The sequence below is a fragment of the Megamonas sp. Calf98-2 genome (assembly GCF_900110235.1).
Classification (GTDB): domain Bacteria; phylum Bacillota; class Negativicutes; order Selenomonadales; family Selenomonadaceae; genus Megamonas; species Megamonas funiformis.
In genome coordinates this window covers 24,763-45,970 of the sequence record NZ_FOCY01000017.1, presented here as the reverse complement: position 1 = coordinate 45,970, position 21,208 = coordinate 24,763, and the positions used below count along the sequence as shown (strand labels likewise).

The 21,208-nt window shown below is 31.0% G+C and carries 19 protein-coding genes; 9 read left to right on the top strand and 10 right to left on the bottom strand.

The genetic code is table 11. The features are described 5' to 3' along the window. Positions 1-3: 3 nt before the first annotated feature. Positions 4-1,830, bottom strand: a complete 1,827-nt coding sequence (locus BMX03_RS06625; RefSeq protein WP_091694497.1) for a hypothetical protein — start codon at positions 1,828-1,830, stop codon at positions 4-6. Between the two features lie 27 nt (positions 1,831-1,857). Then, on the bottom strand, positions 1,858-2,550 hold the full coding sequence (gene cas6, locus BMX03_RS06620; protein ID WP_015562681.1) for a CRISPR-associated endoribonuclease Cas6: 693 nt from the start codon (positions 2,548-2,550) through the stop codon (positions 1,858-1,860). Between the two features lie 527 nt (positions 2,551-3,077). On the opposite strand from cas6, the gene BMX03_RS06615 reads away from it, so the two are divergent. Next, the gene (locus BMX03_RS06615) at positions 3,078-3,560 is read left to right on the top strand and encodes a prolyl-tRNA synthetase associated domain-containing protein (protein WP_091694494.1); all 483 of its coding nucleotides are present in this window, start codon (positions 3,078-3,080) and stop codon (positions 3,558-3,560) included. Here BMX03_RS06615 and BMX03_RS06610 read toward each other — a convergent pair. After that, a complete protein-coding gene (locus BMX03_RS06610; RefSeq protein ID WP_091694491.1) occupies positions 3,555-3,992 on the bottom strand; it encodes a GNAT family N-acetyltransferase in 438 nt (145 codons plus the stop codon). The genes BMX03_RS06615 and BMX03_RS06610 overlap by 6 nt on opposite strands. Positions 3,993-4,062: 70 nt before the next feature. Beyond that, a complete protein-coding gene (locus tag BMX03_RS06605; RefSeq protein ID WP_091694489.1) occupies positions 4,063-5,283 on the bottom strand; it encodes a class I SAM-dependent rRNA methyltransferase in 1,221 nt (406 codons plus the stop codon). 158 nt (positions 5,284-5,441) lie between these two features. Between BMX03_RS06605 and BMX03_RS06600 the strand changes: the two genes are divergently transcribed. The 8 genes from BMX03_RS06600 (at position 5,442) to BMX03_RS06565 (ending at position 12,472) form a co-directional block, all read left to right on the top strand. After that, positions 5,442-5,873, top strand: a complete 432-nt coding sequence (locus BMX03_RS06600) for a GNAT family N-acetyltransferase (protein WP_255361430.1) — start codon at positions 5,442-5,444, stop codon at positions 5,871-5,873. A gap of 151 nt (positions 5,874-6,024) precedes the next feature. Next, positions 6,025-6,783, top strand: coding sequence for a class I SAM-dependent methyltransferase (locus tag BMX03_RS06595; RefSeq protein WP_091694484.1), 759 nt, complete (start codon positions 6,025-6,027; stop codon positions 6,781-6,783). Positions 6,784-6,812: 29 nt separating this feature from the next. Continuing rightward, the gene (locus BMX03_RS06590) at positions 6,813-7,550 is read left to right on the top strand and encodes a class I SAM-dependent methyltransferase (RefSeq protein ID WP_091694482.1); all 738 of its coding nucleotides are present in this window, start codon (positions 6,813-6,815) and stop codon (positions 7,548-7,550) included. A 46-nt stretch (positions 7,551-7,596) separates the two neighbouring features. Beyond that, positions 7,597-8,532 (top strand): ABC transporter permease, encoded by a 936-nt coding sequence (locus tag BMX03_RS06585; RefSeq protein ID WP_091694479.1) that lies wholly within the window; start codon positions 7,597-7,599, stop codon positions 8,530-8,532. Position 8,533: 1 nt separating this feature from the next. Continuing rightward, positions 8,534-9,343 (top strand): ABC transporter permease, encoded by an 810-nt coding sequence (locus BMX03_RS06580; RefSeq protein ID WP_022227626.1) that lies wholly within the window; start codon positions 8,534-8,536, stop codon positions 9,341-9,343. A 19-nt stretch (positions 9,344-9,362) separates the two neighbouring features. Next, positions 9,363-10,904 (top strand): ABC transporter substrate-binding protein, encoded by a 1,542-nt coding sequence (locus tag BMX03_RS06575; RefSeq protein ID WP_022227625.1) that lies wholly within the window; start codon positions 9,363-9,365, stop codon positions 10,902-10,904. Positions 10,905-10,922: 18 nt separating this feature from the next. Continuing rightward, positions 10,923-11,696: an ATP-binding cassette domain-containing protein gene (locus BMX03_RS06570; RefSeq protein WP_091694476.1), complete on the top strand. Its 774-nt coding sequence runs from the start codon at positions 10,923-10,925 to the stop codon at positions 11,694-11,696. 20 nt (positions 11,697-11,716) lie between these two features. Then, positions 11,717-12,472 carry an ABC transporter ATP-binding protein gene (locus tag BMX03_RS06565; RefSeq protein WP_091694473.1) on the top strand — a complete coding sequence of 252 codons (756 nt, stop codon included), beginning with the start codon at positions 11,717-11,719 and terminating at the stop codon, positions 12,470-12,472. Positions 12,473-12,565: 93 nt separating this feature from the next. Here the strand turns inward: BMX03_RS06565 and BMX03_RS06560 are convergent, their stop codons facing one another. The 6 genes from BMX03_RS06560 to cdaA form a co-directional block, all read right to left on the bottom strand. Continuing rightward, on the bottom strand, positions 12,566-14,074 hold the full coding sequence (locus BMX03_RS06560) for an IMP dehydrogenase (protein WP_008538533.1): 1,509 nt from the start codon (positions 14,072-14,074) through the stop codon (positions 12,566-12,568). A gap of 161 nt (positions 14,075-14,235) precedes the next feature. After that, positions 14,236-16,065, bottom strand: coding sequence for a glutamine--fructose-6-phosphate transaminase (isomerizing) (gene glmS, locus BMX03_RS06555; RefSeq protein WP_008538534.1), 1,830 nt, complete (start codon positions 16,063-16,065; stop codon positions 14,236-14,238). A gap of 347 nt (positions 16,066-16,412) precedes the next feature. After that, a complete protein-coding gene (glmM, locus tag BMX03_RS06550) occupies positions 16,413-17,762 on the bottom strand; it encodes a phosphoglucosamine mutase (RefSeq protein WP_091694471.1) in 1,350 nt (449 codons plus the stop codon). Between the two features lie 18 nt (positions 17,763-17,780). Further along, positions 17,781-19,382, bottom strand: a complete 1,602-nt coding sequence (locus BMX03_RS06545; protein ID WP_022227618.1) for an NAD(P)/FAD-dependent oxidoreductase — start codon at positions 19,380-19,382, stop codon at positions 17,781-17,783. A gap of 30 nt (positions 19,383-19,412) precedes the next feature. After that, positions 19,413-20,360 carry a CdaR family protein gene (locus BMX03_RS06540; RefSeq protein ID WP_022227617.1) on the bottom strand — a complete coding sequence of 316 codons (948 nt, stop codon included), beginning with the start codon at positions 20,358-20,360 and terminating at the stop codon, positions 19,413-19,415. Further along, entirely contained in the window at positions 20,357-21,178 is an 822-nt protein-coding gene (cdaA, locus tag BMX03_RS06535) for a diadenylate cyclase CdaA (RefSeq protein ID WP_008538539.1), read from the bottom strand. Before cdaA ends, BMX03_RS06540 begins: the two co-directional genes overlap by 4 nt. Positions 21,179-21,208 lie beyond the last annotated feature (30 nt).

Genomic DNA, 21,208 nt, shown 5'->3' with positions numbered 1-21,208 from the left:
AAATCAATTATTTTCTTCTTTTTTTGTATATATACTATTACTATCCATATAGCCAAATAAAATCATTTCGTCTTTAGTTTGTCTATCTGCTTGAGCATCTGGCTTGTAACCCAAAATCATAGCAAATAAATTTTTAAATCTAACATTATAATGGTCTATCGCATAATTATATTTTTTATATAACTGTATCAATCGTTCTTTCAATACTCTATCATCGCTAATATTAATAACAAGATTTATCATAGATTGAGATTTCTTACCTGCTTTACTTAATGATATAAAATAAGCCGCTAGCTGACCTACAGCATAATAATATTCCTTGTCATTAATAGGCATTTTTACCTCTTCTTTTGATGTAACCCTTTCTTTTATACTTTCTCGAATTTCAGTAGCTATTTCTGCCATTTTTTCTCCTCCTTGTTGTTTCAATTCAGTAAAATAATCCTTAAATGACCAATGCAAATTTAATTGAGTCATCGCACGCAAAGTATAATTGTTAATTAATGCATTTTTTATCAAATCTAAAGCAAATCGTCTTTCTGCTAATTCAAAATTATCGTCAATACCTTTATATATCCAATCAAAAATGACATTACGATACATAACAATCGTTCTTTTTAAAACACTATCTTTTACACTAATATCACTTGCATCAGTAAAATAATTAGTCAATAAATACTTTGAGAAAAATATTTCATTTATTAATCTTCCTACACTAGTTCTTTTCGAGTGAATACCTATATCTTTTGTATATTCTGGATAATTTTCTACATTCATTTTGAAAAAATCTTGATAATAAAAATTCAAAAGCAATTTATTTTGATAATCTACTATATTATCTTGAACCTGAATTTCTAATTCCTTACTCTTTTGAATACGTAAATAATATCCAGAAGAAATCTCTGAAAAGTCCTTACGTTCATCTTGATCGCTATAAGCTCTAATTCTATAATTTTTTATATCTATATAAATATTATTCTTACCATTAACCGCTAAGCTCATTAGGTATTCAAAAAACTGTTTCTGCAATAATGCTTTATCCATGTCTAATAAATAAGGAATAAATGTTTTTCTAGTTTTTATTTTTAAAAATGGTTTTTTACGATTCATATTAATACCATAGTAAGGTAATCCATACGTATCCTCATATACCTTCTTTTTTACATTAATAATATATTCACTTTTATTATAAATATTAGGGTAAATATAACGATTGTCTTCTTGAATAAATAACTCTCTATTCTTATTATCTTCTTCATTCACTTCAAAAACTTCAAAGAAAATTTTAAGATAATCTTTTTTTCCTAAATCAATTTGTACTAATTTATCAATAGAAAAGATATGCTGTTTTATCCAACTTCTACATTTTTCCAATATTTCTATATTTACAGGAGAATATTCTTTCTCAAAATTTTGATAAATTTTACTTGCTTCTTTAGATTTCTTATATTTTTTTTCTAAAGGATTTTTTAAAATATCATAATAATTATCAATAATTGCTTCTGTTAATTTAGAAGTAATACTTTCTTTTTTCACTGCAAATGATAAATAATTATTAGAATGAATTACTTTGCTATCTATTGGCTTATTCATAGAAATCAATTTACTATGATAATCATAAAAACATATCTCTTTAAAATAACTACCTTTTACTACAGCCTCACTTGTTCCTCTCTTTTTTTTATCAAGTTTTATATCTTGATAATTTTTTATCTTACCTTCAGCATCTACAATTATATAAGAACCATCTGCTGGTATATATTCGTCCAAGATAAGATTATTATCATAGTCTAATTCTCTTTTAAATACTTCTAAACATTCTTCAAACATAAAATTCCTCCTTTCTTTTAAATAAAGTTATAACCAACGATAATTCAAAAATCCACAGCCACGAGCGTTCATTTCCCCCAGACCAACACCTAAAGCGAAATACCACAAATCCTGAGCACGCTTATTATCTGCCACTTGTATTTGAACTTTATCGCCCAATAATTTTATACTTTTATATTCCATAGCAACTGGCTTTTTATTTTTAAGTTCTATCACAGTGTATAAGTCAAAATCTTCATCAATTTTTTCTTGATGATAAGCATTCCATTTTTTGATTAAATTAACTTTTAATCTTTGCTCAAATTCTGCAAAACTTATAGCTTCTTTCCAATAACCTTTTTCTGTTTTTATAATCATAGGCGTAAGCGTATACACTGTTTCTAATAATTTCTTTGGCAACACTCTAATCTCAGCTACTAATCCTTTAATTTCTTTAGTATGATTATCCACACATACTAATTTAAAATACTTTGCTAATTCTAAATCAACTGTACGTATAGTCAAAGTATAAATTTTCTCTTTCTTATAAAGTTTATCTTTTTCTAATGGAAATAATTGGTCATAACAATAATTTTTGTAACTATTCTGTTCATGAAAATTTAACCACTCTTCATCAGCTTTAAAACCCGAATCAATAAAAGCTGTTATCTTTTCTTGAATCTTATTTGCAGCTATATCCTCTAAAAGAAATAATTTTAGGCGAATTTGATAGATCTTCATTGAATTTCTCCTTCCATAATTTATATTTCAATAATATATTAATTTAAGTAAGAGAAATATTTTAAACATTATTTCTCTTACCATTGTCAAAAACTAGAAATTAACATTAATATACACATTGATGTTAATAATTATATCTAATATTTTTTCAAAAATTAAAGTTAATATATTATCTCCTCTTTTTATGTTCAATTTAATTTTATTATAGAGTTTTAAATATAGATAGTTAAGTAAATTTTTTTATTTACTTAAACAATATTGTAAAAAGAATATATACACGATATAATATTTAGTACGTTTATATTTTTAACCATAACATTTATTGTTTTTGAATATTTATTTTTATTATAGATATTCTATAACTTTTTATTTAACCGTAACATTTGATGTTTTCTATGTTCTAAGCTATATATCCTACTAAAACTTTTAAGTTTGGCACGATATGACAAAAAAACTGTAATAATTTGAGAAAATACTCAATTATTACAGCTTTTTTATATCTAAATTCAATTAAAGGAGATTTTATTTTGAATAAGACTGAAATCTTACAATATCTTACTGATAAACAAATACCTTTTACTAAATATGAACATGAACCTATATTTTCTGTAGAGGAAGGCGATAAATCCAATCTTCCTAATCGTGAAAAGGTCATTCGCAATCTATTTTTATGTGATGCTAAAAAGAAAAACTTCTATCTTGTTTCTTTATTTGTGCATAAAAATATCAACCTCAAAGAATTAAGTGAAAAAATTCCTAGCAAACGTCTTAGTTTTGCAAAACAAGAAGCCATGGAACAAATGCTAGAAGTAAAACCTGGTAGCGTTACACCACTTGCCATATTAAATAACAAAGATAAAAATATCTTAATGATATTTGACAGTGAATTACAAAATCAAACAATAGGTATGCATCCTATGGAAAATACAGCCACTGTATTTTTAAAATTTGAAGATTTATATAATCTATTACTACCTCATGGCAATGAAATCCGCATTATTGATTTATAAGGTTTTTATAAATAATAATTGCCGATTTTCTTTTAGAGAAATAAATTCATGATATATTTCAAATTCTAACTTTTTGTGAAGTTTTATACTAGCTATATTCTTTCTAGCTACTTGAGCAGTAATTACCTTATATCCATAAAATTTAGCTATATTTTGTATTAACAGTATACTTTTAGTTGCTAATCCTTTATTCCTAAATGGTTTAAAAATTTCTACTCCTTCACTAACTACAGTACTAGTATGTTGATATAATGATATCATACCCACTATCTGTCTATTTTCTACAATAGCAAATATCTCAAAAAATTTATTTTTATGTTTCAATAAATTCCATTCTCTTATTATCTGTTTAAATTGTTCTTCTTTTAAATTAGGCATATAATATTTTGTCAATTCAAGATAATCATTTTCATTAAAATGTCGTAAATACAATTATTTACACCTCTAAATAGTTATTATATAGTAAAGAGGCAAATATCAAAAATATTTGCCTCTCTTCTAACTATACGATCTGGAATAAATAGAATTTAAGATAATAAGTTTCTGGGATACCAAATACAATTGGGTGGTCAGGAGATTGCTGACGTGCTTCAATCTGACGAAGTGTTACTTTGGCATCACTTGCTGCTTCATTTAACATTTTTAAGAATAAATCTTCTTTCATGAAATGAGAGCAAGAACAAGTTGCTAAATATCCGCCACGTGGCAATAATTTCATTGCACGCAAATTGATATCTTTATATCCACGATAAGCATTTGTTACAGTCGCATGAGACTTTGTAAATGCTGGTGGATCTAAGATGATAAAATCATAATCTTTATTTTTTTCTTCAATAAGTTTTGTTAATAAATTAAATACATCAGCTTTAATCGCTTTTGCATTATCAAGCCCATTCATCTCAATATTTTTAGTAGTCATATCTACTGCTTCTTGAGAAATATCCACAGCTGTTACAGATAATGCACCGCCACTAGCAGCATTTAAAGCAAATGCTCCTGTATGAGTGAAGCAATCTAATACTTTTCTGCCTTTTACCAAATGAGCTACAGCTCTACGATTGTATTTTTGGTCTAAAAAAAAGCCTGTTTTTTGTCCGTTTTCTACATCAACATTATATTTAATATTATTTTCAGTGATGACTAAAGTTGTACGTTCCTTACTTTCATCTAATAATGGATGTTTATAAAATCCTTTGTATTCTTCCATGCCTTCAAGTTTGCGGATTTTAACATCATTGCGTTCATAAAAGCAATTTATTTCTTCGCCATATTCACGCATAATTTCAATTACTTTGCTAAAAATAACATCTTTGCGAACTTCGATACCTAAAGATAAAACTTGTGCTACTAATACATCTTCAAAACGGTCAATTGTAAGTCCAGGGAAACTATCTGCTTCACCAAAAATCAAACGACAGCAGTTGAAGTCTTCACCCATTACTTGACGGCGATAATCAATAGCATAACGCACGCGACGTTCCCAAAATGCTTCATCAAACTTATCATTAGCATTTGTGGAAATAATTCTTATGCGAATTTTAGAATTATCATTGATAAAACCTGTACCTAGGTATTTGCCTTTATTTGTAAGTACATCAACTAAATCGCCATTTTCATAAGTGCCATCAATGTCAATTACTTCATCACCAAAAACCCATGGATGACCATGTTTTACAGAACGTTCTCCTTTAGGCGTAATTTTTATTTTTGTAAATTCTCTCATTTTCTTCGTCCTTTTCTTTAAAACTACAAATAAAATATTATGCTTTATTATATCAATTCTTCTAAAAGCCTTCAAATATAATCTATAATAAATTAAAATATATTTATCACCTTAGCGAAAGGAGTTTCATTATGTATCTAAAAGAAATAGATTACTCTTTGCGAAATGAAACACTCATACATAAGTTGACAATTATTTGGCAAAAATCAGTTGATGCTACACATTTATTTCTTTCTCCTCAAGATATAAAAGATATTTTGCCTCAAGTAGTCATAGGATTAAAACAAATTCCGATTTTACTCGTATCATTTACAGATGATGATACGCCTATCGGTTTTGCTGGAATTGCTGACGATAAATTAGAGATGTTATTTTTAAGTCCTGATTATTTTCAACAAGGTATCGGCTATAAAATGATTTCCACAGCCATACAAGATTATCAAATTAAATATGTTGATGTAAATAAACAAAATCCTAAAGCTCTAAAATTTTATTTACGACAAGGTTTTACTATTTTTAAACATTCACCTGTAGATAGTGATAACCGCCCCTTCCCCATATTACATCTAAAAAATAAATCTAAGCTATAAAGAAAATCTTTCCTATCGCTGTATTTTCAAGGAATAATCTTCTTTATAGCTTTTTTCATTTTTCGCTTATTTATATCCCCTAGTAGAGCTTGTAGCTAAATATTTATCGTTTTATACTAATTTACATAATCATACAATGGTGAGGATAATTATGACAAAATTATTACAAGAAATACAAACTTATTGGACAAACCGTGCCGAAGGATATTCTCAAGTCAATCAAGGCGAATTACATAGTGAACAAAAATATAAATGGCAACAAACTTTATTGCAATACATTCCCTTTAAAGCTAATAAAAGTATAAAAATCTTAGATATTGGCACTGGACCAGGCTTTTTTGCCATCATTTTAGCTCAATTAGGTTTTGACATCACAGCTATTGATTACACTGAACAAATGCTTTTAGAAGCTAAACAAAATGCAGGTAAACTCAGTGAACAAATCGACTTTCAACAGATGGATGCTCAAAATTTAAATTTTCCTGATGAAAAATTTGATATCATCGTTACACGCAATCTGACATGGAATTTAGAAAATCCACAACAAGCTTATAGCGAATGGTATCGCGTCTTAAAAAAAGATGGCGTTTTCTTAAATTTTGATGCTAATTGGTACAACCATTTATTTGATGAGCAAAAAAGACAAGCTTACGAAGAAGATAGAAAAATGGTTGCCAAAGCTCACATGGAAGACCACTATACTTGCACCGATATTGATGCCATGGAAAATATCGCTAGACAAGTTCCTTTGAGCAGTATAACTCGACCTGATTGGGATAGAGAAATTTTAACCAAAATCGGTTTTACTACGATAAATATTATTCCAGATATCTGGCAACAAGTATGGAGCAATGAAGAAAAATTAAATTATGCTTCTACGCCAATGTTTTTAATTAAAGCAATCAAATAATCTAAATCAATATAAAATGGGGAATTTTTATGGAAACAAAAATCAAAGATAGAATTATTAATTATTGGACAAAACGCAGTGAAAATTTTGCTCAATTACGACAAGAAGAATTGCATAGTTATATGTCTGAATTATGGCTCACTGAAATCACTAAATATTTACCGCAAAAACCTTGCAAAATCCTTGATGTCGGCACAGGCACTGGCTTTTTTGCCAATCTACTTGCCCAATATCATCACGAAGTAGAAGGCATTGATTTAACAGCTTCCATGATTGAGCAAGCTAAACAATCTTTAACTAAACTTCAACAGCATGATTATAAAATCAATTTTCAAGTGATGGACGCTGAAAATCTTTATTTTGCAGATAATACTTTTGATGTCGTCATCTCTAGAAATCTTACATGGACTTTACCCAATCCACAAAAAGCTTATAGTGAATGGTATCGCGTATTAAAACCACAGGGAATTTTATTAAATTTTGATGCCGATTATGGCAATGAGCAATTTTATCAAAGTAAAATAGAAAATCTACCTTTAAATCATGCTCACCGCCAAGTGAAACCTACACTCATGCACGAATGTGATTTAATCAAAAATAGCTTAGAAATATCTTCAAAAATACGTCCTGATTGGGATTTACGCATTTTAAAACAACTTCAATTCAAAGATGTATTTGCTGATACAAATATCGGTCAACGTATTTACAAACATCAAGATAAATTCTATAATCCTGCTCCTGTATTTTTAATCTACGCACAAAAATAAATTAATTATTTGCTATTATTCTATTTATATTTTATATAGGAAAATCATGAAAAAATATATATTACATCGTTTACTTTATTTAATACCTATTTTATTAGGTATTACTTTATTCACTTTTATTTTATTACATTCAACTAATGATATTGTCGATATCATGGAACTAAATCGTGGAGTCGTTTATTCAGAAGCCACTAAAACACAAATTCGCCAAGATTTAGGTTTAGACCAGCCGATATTTATTCAATATGTAAATTGGCTATTATCCATATTATCTGGCAATATGGGAACTTCTTATCTTTCCGGAAAAGATGTTTCTTCTCTGTTTTTTGATAAATTACCACAGACTTTATATCTGACACTTAGCTCTATTTTATTGACTTTATTGATATCTTTACCACTTGGTATTTTATCAGCGATTAAACAAAATAAAATAATTGATTATATTATTCGCCTATTTAGCTTTATCGGCAATTCCTTACCTGGATTTGTAGTGGCTCTAATTTTAATTTATATTTTCTCCGTACAATTAAAATTAATTCCTGTTTTAATTGATAATAATTTTATCGGTCTTATTTTGCCTTCCATAGCACTTGCCCTGCCTATGAGTGCAAAGTATATCCGCCAAATCCGCATTGTAGTCATTGAGCAACTTCATCAAGATTACGTACGCTGTGCTAAAGCTCGTGGTTTAAAATTATCTACAATTTTAATTCACAGTATTTTAAAAATGATTACACTTCCACTTTTAACGCTTATCTGTCTATCTATTGGTTCACTTTTGGGTGGCAGTGCCATCATTGAAACTATTTTCCGCTGGGACGGTATCGGCAAATTGGCTATTGATGCTATCAATCTTCTCGATTATCCTATCGTTTTAGCATATGTATTTTATCTCTCTCTTATCTATATGTTTATCAATCTGATTGCAGATATCTTATATCATTATTTAGATCCTAGAATAAAACAACAATGGAAAGCTTAATATGAATACTAATTTAAAATTTTATTTATTAACTTTTGCTATTTGCATTTTACTATTCATCACTATCCTAGCACCATATATTGTACCGTTTGATCCTTATGAACAAAATTTAGCTAATACACTACAAGCACCTAATACCATACACTTACTCGGTACAGATAAATATGGTCGCGATATCTTTTCTCGCATCTTAATCGGTGCTCAAACGACTATTTTTTCTTCATTATTTCTCGTCATTATATCAAGTGTTTTCGGTTCTTTAATCGGTGTTATCTGTGGCTATTTTGGCAAAAACTTAGACAATCTTTTAATGCGAATCACAGATATTTTTCTTGCTTTTCCGGGAATTATCTTTGCTATCGCTTTAGTTGGCATTTTAGGTGGTAGTATTTTTAATGCCATACTGGCACTTTCATTGATTTCCTGGCCCAAATTTGCCCTACTTGCTCGCAGTCAAACTTTAGTTTTAAAAAATTCTCTATTTATCAAAGCAAGCATTATCAATGGTTCTAGTGATTTCAAAATTATCTACAAACATATTTTACCCAATATATTCCCCATTTTACTCACTACGGCCACTTTAAATATCGGCACTATGATTATGGAAATTGCTGGTCTATCTTTTTTAGGCTTAGGTGCTATGCCTCCATCAGCAGAATGGGGTGCCATGATGAGCAGTGGTCGTATTTTTTTACAAATTGCTCCATGGATGATTTTAGCTCCTGCTGCTGCTATTTTTCTCACAGTATTACTATTTAATCTATTTGCTGATGTACTCAATGAGAAACTAGATCCTAAACAATTATCCTAAAATAAAATAGGAGGTTTTCATGTCTTTTTCTAAAGTCCTAGCATTATGTTTATTTTTAATAAGTTTTTATTTAACAGGTTGTACTTCCGATAACACTACTTCTTCCACAGAAAAAGTATTTCATTTCGGCACTACTGCCTATGGTATTGAAATGGGCAATACTGGTCTAAACCCCCACCATGATTATTCCGGCTGGTCAGCAGTTCGCTATGGTGTTGGCGAAACTTTATTTAAATTTAATGATAAAATGCAACTTGAACCATGGCTGGCTAAAAGTTATGAACAATTAGATGATTATACTGTAAAAATCACTTTAAAAGATAATATTAAATTTTCTAGTGGTAGAGCCTTAGATGGTCAAGCTGTCAAAGAATGTCTAGAAGATTTAATCAAAAATCATGACAGAGCTCCTTTTGATTTAAAAATTGCCTCAATCACAGCTGATGGTCAAGATGTCATCATTAAATCACAAGAAAAAGTACCTGCTCTTTTAAATTATCTCAGCGATCCTTATGGTGCCATTATCGATATGCAATATGGCATTACTGCTGATAATAATGTAGCTGGTACTGGTCCTTTTATCGCGACTAAAGTATCAGATAAACAAATTGAACTCGTAAAAAATCCTAATTACTGGAACGGCAATGTAGCCATGGATAAAGTAATTATAACTGAAGTAGTAGATGGCGATACGCTCACTATGGCATTGCAAACTGGAGAATTTGATGCTGTTCAAGGTCTTCCTTATGCTAATTTAGATTTATTCCAAAATAATCCTGATTATCATGTGAGTTCAATAGCTACTTCTCGCTGTTTTTTTGCCCAAATAAACTATAACAATCCTATACTTCAAGATTATAATGTTCGCAAAGCTATAGCTATGAGTTTAGATAAACAAGGTTTTACGCATAATCTACTCCAAGATAATGGCTCTATAGCCATTGGTGCTTTCCCAGATAATTTCACCTTTGGTGGCGATAAATTACAAACTGTAAATTACAATCCAACAGAAGCTAAAGAACTATTAGCTCAAGCTGGCTGGGTAGATAATGACGGTGATGGCTATGTTGATAAAAATGGACAAAAACTCATACTTCGTTGGCTGACTTATCCTGGTCGCCAAGAATTGCCCTTGCTTGCAGAAATCGCTCAAGCCAATCTAAAAACTATCGGCATTGACTTAAAAATCAATAATACTATCAATCAACAAGAATTTTTAGCTAATGGAAACTGGGATATTTATGCCAGTGCCTTTGTAACTGCACCGACTGGCGATCCAGAATATTTCTTCACTACACATTGTCTCCAAAATTCAGCCAAAAATCGTGGTAAATATTATAACGATAAATTAGAAATCTTAGCTCAAAAATTGCATAATGAATTCGATAGTCAAAAACGAGCTGACTTAGCAGTGCAGATGCAACAGATTTTATTAAATGATTATGGCTTTATCTTCGCTTCTCATTTAAAAATGTCTTTTGTCTCTAAGTCCAAGGTCATAAATTTTGTAGCTCATCCTAGTGATTATTATGAAATCACTGCCGATTTAGATTTTAAATAATAAATAGGTAGGTCAATCATGTCCTTATTAACTATTCGAGATTTAACTATTTCCCATAATAAACAAAATATCTTAAATAACATCAATCTAAAATTAAATACTGCTGAAATAATTGGAATTGCTGGCGGTTCTGGCTCTGGAAAAACTACTTTATTAAATAGCATTTTACATCTATTGCCACAAGATTTTAATATTCAAGGTGAAATCCATTGGCAAGATAAAAATTTATATGACTTAAAAACAAAACAATTAACTCATATCTATGGTAAAGAAATCGCCTTTATTTCACAAAATCCGCAAACGTTTTTTTGCCCTGTCCGCACTATTAAAAGTCAATTCATTGAAACCATATCTGCACATCAAAAAATCACATCTGATGAAATCATCTCTCAAACATTAGATATTTTTACCAAAATAGGTTTAAATGACGGCAAAAATATTTTAAATGCCTATCCCTTTATGTTATCTGGTGGCATGAACCAACGCATTAATATCGCCTTAACAATGATGTTAAAACCTCAATTATTAATTGCTGATGAGCCTACTTCTGCTTTAGACGTCATGTCCCAAGCTAAAGTTTTGCAAGAATTATTATTGATGAAACAAAAATTAAATACGAGCATTTTATTCGTATCTCACAATTTAAAAGTTTTAGCTAAAATAGCAGATAAAATCATCATCATGCACCAAGGCAAAATAATTGAACAAAATCCCACAAAAATTCTTTTAGCCAATCCGCAAGAAGATTACACTAAAAAATTATTACAAGCCGTTATCACACTAAAAAAATAAACACCTAAAGAGGTGCTTTCATGCAAGAAATTTTAAAAGTCATCAATTTGACTAAAAACTATCTAAAAAATGACCATGACTTTAAAGCTTTAGATAATATAAACTTCACCTTGAAAAAAGGTGATAGCCTTGCCATTGTCGGCGAAAGTGGCTGTGGCAAATCTACATTAGCCAATATTTTAATAAGACTTGAAACGCCAACTACAGGAGAAGTATTATTTAAAGATAAAAATATCCATCAATATTCTAGACAAGAATTGAAACAATTTTATCTCCAAGTACAAATGGTCTTTCAATTACCTCAAGAATCATTTAATCCGCGTCAACGTCTAGGCGATAGTATTATTGAGCCACTCCTCAATATTGGTACAAACAAAGCTCAAGCAAAACAAATTTTAGATGATTTATTAACTAAAGTAGCTTTACCCTTGGAAATAAAAAATAAATATCCTCATCAAATAAGTGGTGGTCAATGTCAGCGTTGTGCTATAGCTAGGGCTATTTCTATTAAACCTCAAGTTCTAATCTGTGATGAAATAACATCTGCATTAGATACGATAACGCAAATGGAAATCTTGAATTTACTATTAAAACTTCGCCAAGAACTAGATTTAAGCATTATTTTTATCTCTCATGATTTAGCTTTAGTCCAAAAATTATGTAATAAAATATTGATTATGTATCAAGGAAAAATCATTGAACGAGGCTTAACCTCAGAAATTCTAAAAAATCCCCAAGAAGAATATACAAAAGAATTAATCAATATATGTAGTTAAAACAACTATATAAAACAAAAAGATTGCACTAGAAAATTTTCTAATGCAATCTTTTTTATTTACTGCAATAATATCATTTAAATTTAATTAAAATCAATCATTACCTCTGAATTTATCTTTAAGAATAACATCATGAGAACCGCCTTCAACAATACTTGTTGCGGAAACTAAAGTAAGTTTTGCTTTGTCTTGGAATTCTTTGATGTTTAATGCACCACAGTTGCACATTGTAGAACGCATTTTACTAAGAGTTAACATAACGTTATCATGTAATGGTCCTGCATATGGAACGTAGGAATCAACGCCTTCTTCGAAGGATAATTTTTTATCTCCACCGAGGTCATAACGTTGCCAGTTACGAGCACGATTAGAACCTTCACCCCAATATTCTTTTAAGTAAGTACCATTGATACGAACTTTATTTGTTGGGCTTTCATCAAAGCGGGAGAAATAACGTCCGAGCATGAGGAAATCTGCACCCATAGCTAATGCAAGAGTCATATGATAGTCATGTACAATACCACCATCAGAACATACAGGAATATAAATACCTGTTTCTTTATAATATTCATCACGAGCTTCAACTACATCAATTAAAGCTGTAGCCTGTCCACGACCAATACCTTTTGTTTCACGAGTGATACAGATAGAACCACCACCGATACCAACTTTTACGAAGTCAGCACCTGCTTCAGCTAAGAAACGGAAACCCTCTCTATCTACTACGTTACCAGCACCAACTTTTACATCTTCGCCGAAGTTTTCATGAATATATTTTAATGTTATTCTTTGCCATTCAGAAAAACCTTCAGAAGAGTCGATACAAAGTACATCAGCACCAGCTTTTAAAAGTGCAGGAACGCGTTCTGCATAATCACGAGTGTTGATACCAGCACCTACTAAATAACGTTTATTGTTATCTGTAAGTTCTAATGCATGTTCTTTGTTATCTGTATAGTCTTTTCTAAATACCATGTAGCGTAAACGTTGATTTTTATCAACAAGAGGTAACATATTTAATTTATGTTGCCAAATGAGGTCATTTGCCATAGACAATGTAGTAGTATCTGCATCAGCATAGATTAATTTGTTAAATGGAGTCATGAAAGTTTCAACTTTTGTATCCATGCTCATACGACTAACACGATAATCACGGCTAGTAACAATACCTACTAATTTTCCTGTTGGTGTACCATCTTCAGTAACAGCCATTGTAGAATGTCCAGTTTTAGCTTTTAATGCTAATACTTCGCCTAAAGTAGTAGAAGGCATAATATTAGAATCACTACTTACAAAACCAGATTTATAATTTTTTACACGACTAACCATTGCGGCTTGGTCTTCAATGCTTTGAGAACCGTAAATAAAGGAAATACCGCCTTCTTTTGCAAGTGCAATAGCCATTGTATCATTAGATACAGCCTGCATGATAGCGGAAGTCATTGGAACATTAAGCTTTATTTTTGGTTCTTCACCTTTTCTGAATTTTACAAGTGGAGTTTCAAGAGAAACATTTGCAGGAATGCATTTTTCAGAAGAATAACCTGGAACTAATAAATATTCCCCAAAAGTATGAGATGCTTCTTTAAAATAATATGCCACGACAATACCTCTTTCCTTATTTTTTATAGTACTAGTATAACGCAAAATAAAATGTAATAAAAGTATTTTCTAGATAATAGTATTATTTTTCTTATTTGTCAACTACTATTAAACAAAATTAATAAAAACGGCTGCAAATTCTACAGCCGTTTTAGACTTTTTTATTCTACTGTTACAGATTTAGCAAGATTACGAGGTTTATCTACATCACAACCACGAGTAATTGCTGCATAATAAGCAAGTAATTGTAAAGGTACTACAGTTAAAAGTGGAATTAATAATTCATCTGTAGCTGGAACTTTAATTACATGGTCTACATATTTTTCAAGTTCATTATCATCTTCAGCCGCAATACCAATCATAACTGCATCACGAGCTTTTACTTCTTTAATATTGCTTAAAGTTTTTTCATATACACTTTTTTGAGTTGCAAGAGCAATAACAGGCACACCAGATTCAATCAATGCAAGTGTTCCATGTTTTAATTCACCAGCTGCATATGCTTCAGCGTGAATATAGGAAATTTCTTTTAATTTTAAAGAACCTTCAAGTGCTACATTATAGTCTAAAGAACGACCAATATAGAATACATCATTGTTAAATGCATAATTTTTAGCAAAAGTTTTGATTGGTTCTACATCTTCTAAAGTACGATTTATTTCATCTGGAAGTAAACGAAGCTGTGTTAAAAGTTCATGAGTTCTTTCAGTTGTAATAGTACCTTTTAAGCCAGAAACATACATAGCAAATAAGAACATTGTTACAAGCTGAGTTGTATATGCTTTTGTAGAAGCTACAGCGATTTCTGGGCCAGCCCATGTGTACATTACCTGATCAGCTTCACGAGCAATAGAAGAACCTACTACGTTTGTAATAGCTAAAGTTTTTGCACCAAGACGTTTGGATTCTTTAAGTGCTGCAAGTGTATCACTTGTTTCACCAGACTGACTGATAACAATTGTAAGTGTGTGTTCATCAATAATTGGATCACGATATCTAAATTCAGAAGCAATATCAATTTCTACTGGTATACGAGCTAATTTTTCAATGTAATATTTACCCACAAGACCAGCATGATAAGCTGTACCACAAGCTACAATATAGATTTTATTAAAGTTTTCTACATATTCTTTAGTCCATTTTAATTCATCTAAAACAACTTGTGTATTTTCTTTATTGATACGTGGAGAAATTGTATCTCTTACTGCTTTTGGCTGTTCATGAATTTCTTTTAACATGAAATGTTCATATCCGCCTTTTTCAGCAGCTTCAGCATTCCAATTTACTTCAAATACTTTTTTAGTAATAGGATTACCTTTTCTATCTGTTACCCAAATGCTATCTTTTTTAACTACTGCAATTTCGCCATCATTCATGATATAAGTACGACGAGTATAAGCAATAATAGCAGGGATATCAGAAGCTATAAAGTTTTCACCTTCACCTAAACCGATTACTAGTGGATTATCTTTTTTAGTACAAATAAGTGTATCTGGATAATCTTGGCACATGAAAGCAAGAGAATAAGAACCTTCAATTCTATTCAATACTTTATTTACAGCCTCTACAAAATCGCCTTCATAAACATCTTCGATTAAATGAGCTACAACTTCAGTATCTGTTTCAGAAACAAATTTATGTCCTTTAGCTATTAATTCTTCTTTTAAAGACATAAAATTTTCGATAATACCATTGTGTACAATAGCGAATTTGCCAGAACAATCTGTATGTGGATGAGAATTCACATCAGATGGACGTCCATGAGTTGCCCATCTAGTATGACCAATACCCATTACACCTTCAGGAGTATTATTTTTGATTTTTTCTTTTAATGCCGCTAAGCGACCAACAGATTTTGCCACATTAATTTTTTCACCATCAAAAACAGCAATACCAGCAGAGTCATATCCTCTATATTCTAATTTTGTTAATCCATCAATTAAAAAATTAGCTGCCTGTTTTTCACCAACATAACCTACAATACCGCACATAAAAATATGCCTCCTAAAATTAAATTATTAAATTTTTGAAGATATATTTTCTGTATAAATCTTTTGCTGTATTGTCCTTTTAATCACTTAAAAGGTTTGCCAGCTACTATCGACTAGATTAAGCCGAGAAGCATCCGCTGATATTTTCGACGACTTCTTCCTCGTACTCTATTGCATAAATATAAAACAGAGCCAGCGCTAAAGTTTATATAAACCCTTTTATTATCTTTATATACAGAACTATATCAAAAAAGCATGCACAAAATTATTTCATCTTTGTGCATGCTCATATTTTAATTATAACTTATGATTTTGTCAATAAAAATAAAATAAATATATTTTTCTATTTATCCTTGCTGAACTTTTACTACATCAGCAATTTTATAGCAGATTTCTTCCAATTCTTTTTGGTCAGGGCCTTCAGCCATTACACGAATTAATGGCTCTGTACCAGATGGACGTACTAAAATACGACCATTTTCACCTAATTGTTGTTTGCCTTCTTCGATAGAAGCTTTTATAGCTTCATTATCTTCCCAACCATCTTTAGTAGCTACTTTTACATTTACTAAAAGCTGTGGATAACTTGTCATGATTTTTGTAATTGCAGAAGCTTTATGTCTTGTACGTTTTAAATAAGATAATACTTGAAGTGCTGTAACAGGGCCATCACCAGTGGTAGAAAAATCTGTGAAGATAATATGACCAGATTGTTCTCCACCTAAGTTATAGCCATTAGCAAGCATATTTTCTAATACATATCTATCACCTACAGCTGTGATTTCTGTACGGCCACCATTTTCTTTAATAGCTTTATGGAAACCGATATTTGCCATAACTGTAGTAACTACAGTATTATCTTTTAATTTGCCTTTGCCCATCATATAAATAGCACAAGCTGCAATCATATGGTCGCCATCGATGAATTCACCATTTTCATCAATGCATAAACATCTATCAGCATCACCATCATGAGCAATACCAATATCTGCTTTATGTTCTTTTACAGCTTCCATCAAAGATTCTAAATGTGTTGAACCGCAATTATCGTTGATATTGATACCGTTTGGTTTATCGTGAATTACGATTACATCTGCACCTAAACGACGTAAAATTTTTGGCATAGCTTCATAAGCTGCACCATTTGCGCAGTCTAAAACAATTTTCATACCTTCTAATTCGATATCAGTAGTTTTAGTTACAAAAGATACATATTCATCTAATAAATCATGACGATAAACTACATTACCAATTTTATCATCTGTTGGACGATATAAATTATCATTATTTTCAATTTCATGTACTAATGCTTCGATTTCATCTTCTACGGCATCTGGTAATTTATAACCATCGCCACCAAAGAATTTAATACCATTATCATGGAATGGATTGTGAGAAGCAGAAATTACAATACCTGCATCAGCTTTATGTTTGCGAGCTAAATAAGCTACAGCTGGAGTTGGCATTATACCTGTTAATACTACATTACCACCAGCAGAACAAATCCCTGCAGATAAAGCTGCTTCATACATTGGACCAGATAAGCGAGTATCTCTACCAATATAGATTGTGCAAGCTTCTCCATCTTTCTTTGTAAAATAAATAGCAGCAGCACGTCCTAACTTATAAGCTAATTCTGGTGTTAATTCAACATTTGCCTTACCTCTAACACCATCAGTTCCAAACATTCTAGCCATAAAATAAACCCCTCTCAATTATTCTATAATATTTTCTATATAAGCATAAGCTGCATTTACGCCGTCAACAGCAGCACTCATTATACCACCAGCGTATCCAGCACCTTCGCCTATAGGATATAACCCTTTTACATTTTCAGACATATATGTTTGTCTGTTACGGATAATTCTACATGGTGCAGAAGAACGCATTTCTACCCCAGTCATCACCACATGTTCACCTGCAAAACCTGGAATTTTCTTATCAAAATTAGGTAATGCTTCAGCCAACATCTGCGTTGTAAAATCTGGTAAACATTCGCGTAAATTGCAAATCTTTACTCCCGGTTTATACGTTGGTTCTACTAAAAAATTATCATCACTTACTTTATCTTTTAAGAAATCGCCAACCGTTTGCACTGGTGCATGATAATTTCTACCGCCACAAATATATGCCATTTCTTCATAATGACGTTGAAAAGCAATGCCATCTAAGACATTATGACCAAAATCATCTGGCGTTACATTGACGAGCAGAGCACTATTTGCAATACCAGAATTACGTTTATAATTACTCATACCATTTACAACGACTCTGCCTAACTCTGAAGCGGCAGCTACTACTTGACCACCTGGGCACATACAAAAAGAATATACACTTCTACCTTTTTGGCGATTATTATAAGTCAATGAATAATCTGCTACTGGCAATAATTCACTTTTATAATCTTCACCATATTGAGCTTTATCAATTAAATCTTGCGGATGTTCTATACGGACACCAATTGCAAAAGGTTTCGCTTCCATGGATATTCCCTTAGAATATAACAATTCATACGTATCTCTTGCACTATGACCAATACCTAAAAATACATCACTTGCTGTGAATTTTTCTTTATGGTTGATTTCAACTCCACAGATTTTATCATCTTTTATTATAAAATCTGTAACTTGTGAATTAAAGAAAATTTCTCCGCCTAAAGCTTTTATTTTTTCACGAATATTTTTTACAATAATGCGCAAAATATCTGTACCGATATGTGGTTTATGCAAATATTTTATTTCTGGTGGTGCTCCAGCTTCTACAAAAGCTTCTAACACATCTGTAATCTTATTATCATTGATACGAGTTGTTAATTTGCCATCAGAAAAAGTTCCTGCTCCACCTTCGCCAAATTGTACATTCGAATTTTCTTTTAATTGTCCACCTTGCCAAAATTTTTCAATATCTTGATGTCTAGTATCCACATCACTTCCACGTTCAAAAATAAGTGGTCGATATCCATTTTTAGCCAAAACTAACGCCGAAAACATTCCCGCAGGACCAAAACCAATTATTATCGGTCTAGATATTTTACTTTTTTGACAATTAATTTTATCTGCTTTTTTTGTAGTTACAATTTCTATATTCTTGTCTTTTTTTAATCTAGCTAAAACTTTATTTTCTGCAATATTAACTTTCACATCTAATATATACACAAAATAAATAGGAGCTCCTTTATACCTTCTAGCATCAATCCCCTTACGAACAATTACCACCTCATCAATATGTTGAGGTGGTAACTTTAATCGTTTTGCAACTAAATCATTTATTGGAGATTGGTCATTAAATGGTACATTAAAATTTTTAATTCTTATCATTTAACAAACCTACTTTATCTTATTTTAACTTTATTTATTTGTTTTATTATCAGTTTTATTTTCTTTTGTTTCTATTTCTATCCATACAGTTACTTCCTGATTAGGAACATTTATATCTTCTGGCACAATTAAATTAACTGTTTGTTTAGTCGATTTTGTAACATTTGCCAAAGATATATTTTCTGTGGATAAATAAGTCATATTGCCAATAATATCAGGATTACCACTAACTTCTATTTTTTCAGGCTCTACCTTCACTGATTTTAAGATATAACCCATTGGCAAATCAGACATCAATGTCGGTTTTATATCGATAATTTTTTTGTTTAAACCTTTAGCCAAAATAATGGAAACATCTACTGTTTTAGGTAATAGCTTAACGCCTTCCACTTCTTTATCTTTGTCATTAACTGCAATAAGTGGCACTGTTACACTAAAGTTTTCATTATTTCCATTTACACCAATATAACCTACTGCCGCTGTTACTTTATTTAAAATGCTAACAGGACCTTCAATTGTTATATTCTGTAAAGACTGTTCTACACTTGCTACCACTTTGTCATCACCTGGAATACCAGATAAATTCAAGCGAACAGGTACTTCTTTTTGCTCAATTTTATCAACATTTATAGATACTTTTGTTGGACCTGCTGAAATCAATTCAAAACCACTAGGTAAAACTGTCTGTATCTGTAAATCATGAATTCCATTTTCCACACCATTTAAATCTACATAAGCTCTAAAGCTAGATGTTTCTACATTTGAAAATAGCGAACGTGGTGCACGCACTTTCAATTTTACTTCTTCAACATCTTTGGATATTTGATATCCTTCTGGTGCATTAACTATTCCAATTGGCACTGTATAAGTATTTTCAATCTGCGGATTTTGGTCATTCATTACAAAAATCCAGCAACCTATGGCAACTATAAGTGCTAAACATTTTTCTGGAAGATTTTTTCTAAAAAAACTTATCATTTTTTTTGCCTCCATTTCAAGACAGCTTCTTTTAAGGTTGTCTTTCTTGGTGAAAATATTGGCATCAAATATTGTTTTAACTGTTCAGAATCTAAATGACGATATATTCTACCTGCTTCAGCCACAGAAATTGTTCCTGTCTCCTCACTGACAATAACAACTACAGCATCACATTGTTCTGATAAACCTATAGCTGCACGATGGCGAGTTCCAAGCTCTGTACTCAATGACCTATCATCAGTAAGCGGCAATAAACAACCTGCCGCAATCAAACGATTACCGCGTATAATGGCTGCTCCATCGTGTAATGGAGTGTTTGGGATAAATACATTTAATAAAAATTCAGCACTAACAATCCCATCGATTTTTATTCCACTTGCACAAATATCATTTAAACCCATATTGCGCTCAAGTACAATCAATGCTCCTGTTTTTGTAGATGATAATTTTGTAACAGCCTTATCCAATTCTGATACTAACGAACAAGCTTCTTCATAGTTCAACAACATTGAACGTTTGAAAAATCCACCTTCACCTATATGCTCTAAAGCACGTCGCAATTCTGGTTGAAATACAATTGGCAATGCTACAAATAATAAAGTAACAATCTTTTGTAATAACCAGTTTATAACATGCAATTCAAGCCAACTAGTAATAATCGCTAAAAGTAATAATATCAATAAACCTCTTGTCAAGGTTATCGCTCGTGTATTTTCTAACATTTTATACACTCGATATAAAATAAATGCCACAATTAAAATATCAAAGACATCTAATATGCCTATAGTTTTTATAAGACCTTCTAGCTGTATCAACATATAGATTACTACTCCCATCTATATTAAGTA

Coding starts and splice junctions, on each gene's coding strand:
- BMX03_RS06625 (WP_091694497.1), bottom strand. CDS start 1,830: ATGTTTGAAGAATGTTTAGAAGTATTTAAAAGAGAATTAGACTATGAT.
- cas6 (WP_015562681.1), bottom strand. CDS start 2,550: ATGAAGATCTATCAAATTCGCCTAAAATTATTTCTTTTAGAGGATATA.
- BMX03_RS06605 (WP_091694489.1), bottom strand. CDS start 5,283: ATGAGAGAATTTACAAAAATAAAAATTACGCCTAAAGGAGAACGTTCT.
- BMX03_RS06595 (WP_091694484.1), top strand. CDS start 6,025: ATGACAAAATTATTACAAGAAATACAAACTTATTGGACAAACCGTGCC.
- BMX03_RS06590 (WP_091694482.1), top strand. CDS start 6,813: ATGGAAACAAAAATCAAAGATAGAATTATTAATTATTGGACAAAACGC.
- BMX03_RS06585 (WP_091694479.1), top strand. CDS start 7,597: ATGAAAAAATATATATTACATCGTTTACTTTATTTAATACCTATTTTA.
- BMX03_RS06580 (WP_022227626.1), top strand. CDS start 8,534: ATGAATACTAATTTAAAATTTTATTTATTAACTTTTGCTATTTGCATT.
- BMX03_RS06575 (WP_022227625.1), top strand. CDS start 9,363: ATGTCTTTTTCTAAAGTCCTAGCATTATGTTTATTTTTAATAAGTTTT.
- BMX03_RS06570 (WP_091694476.1), top strand. CDS start 10,923: ATGTCCTTATTAACTATTCGAGATTTAACTATTTCCCATAATAAACAA.
- BMX03_RS06565 (WP_091694473.1), top strand. CDS start 11,717: ATGCAAGAAATTTTAAAAGTCATCAATTTGACTAAAAACTATCTAAAA.
- glmS (WP_008538534.1), bottom strand. CDS start 16,065: ATGTGCGGTATTGTAGGTTATGTTGGTGAAAAACAGGCAGCTAATTTT.
- glmM (WP_091694471.1), bottom strand. CDS start 17,762: ATGGCTAGAATGTTTGGAACTGATGGTGTTAGAGGTAAGGCAAATGTT.
- BMX03_RS06545 (WP_022227618.1), bottom strand. CDS start 19,382: ATGATAAGAATTAAAAATTTTAATGTACCATTTAATGACCAATCTCCA.
- BMX03_RS06540 (WP_022227617.1), bottom strand. CDS start 20,360: ATGATAAGTTTTTTTAGAAAAAATCTTCCAGAAAAATGTTTAGCACTT.
- cdaA (WP_008538539.1), bottom strand. CDS start 21,178: ATGTTGATACAGCTAGAAGGTCTTATAAAAACTATAGGCATATTAGAT.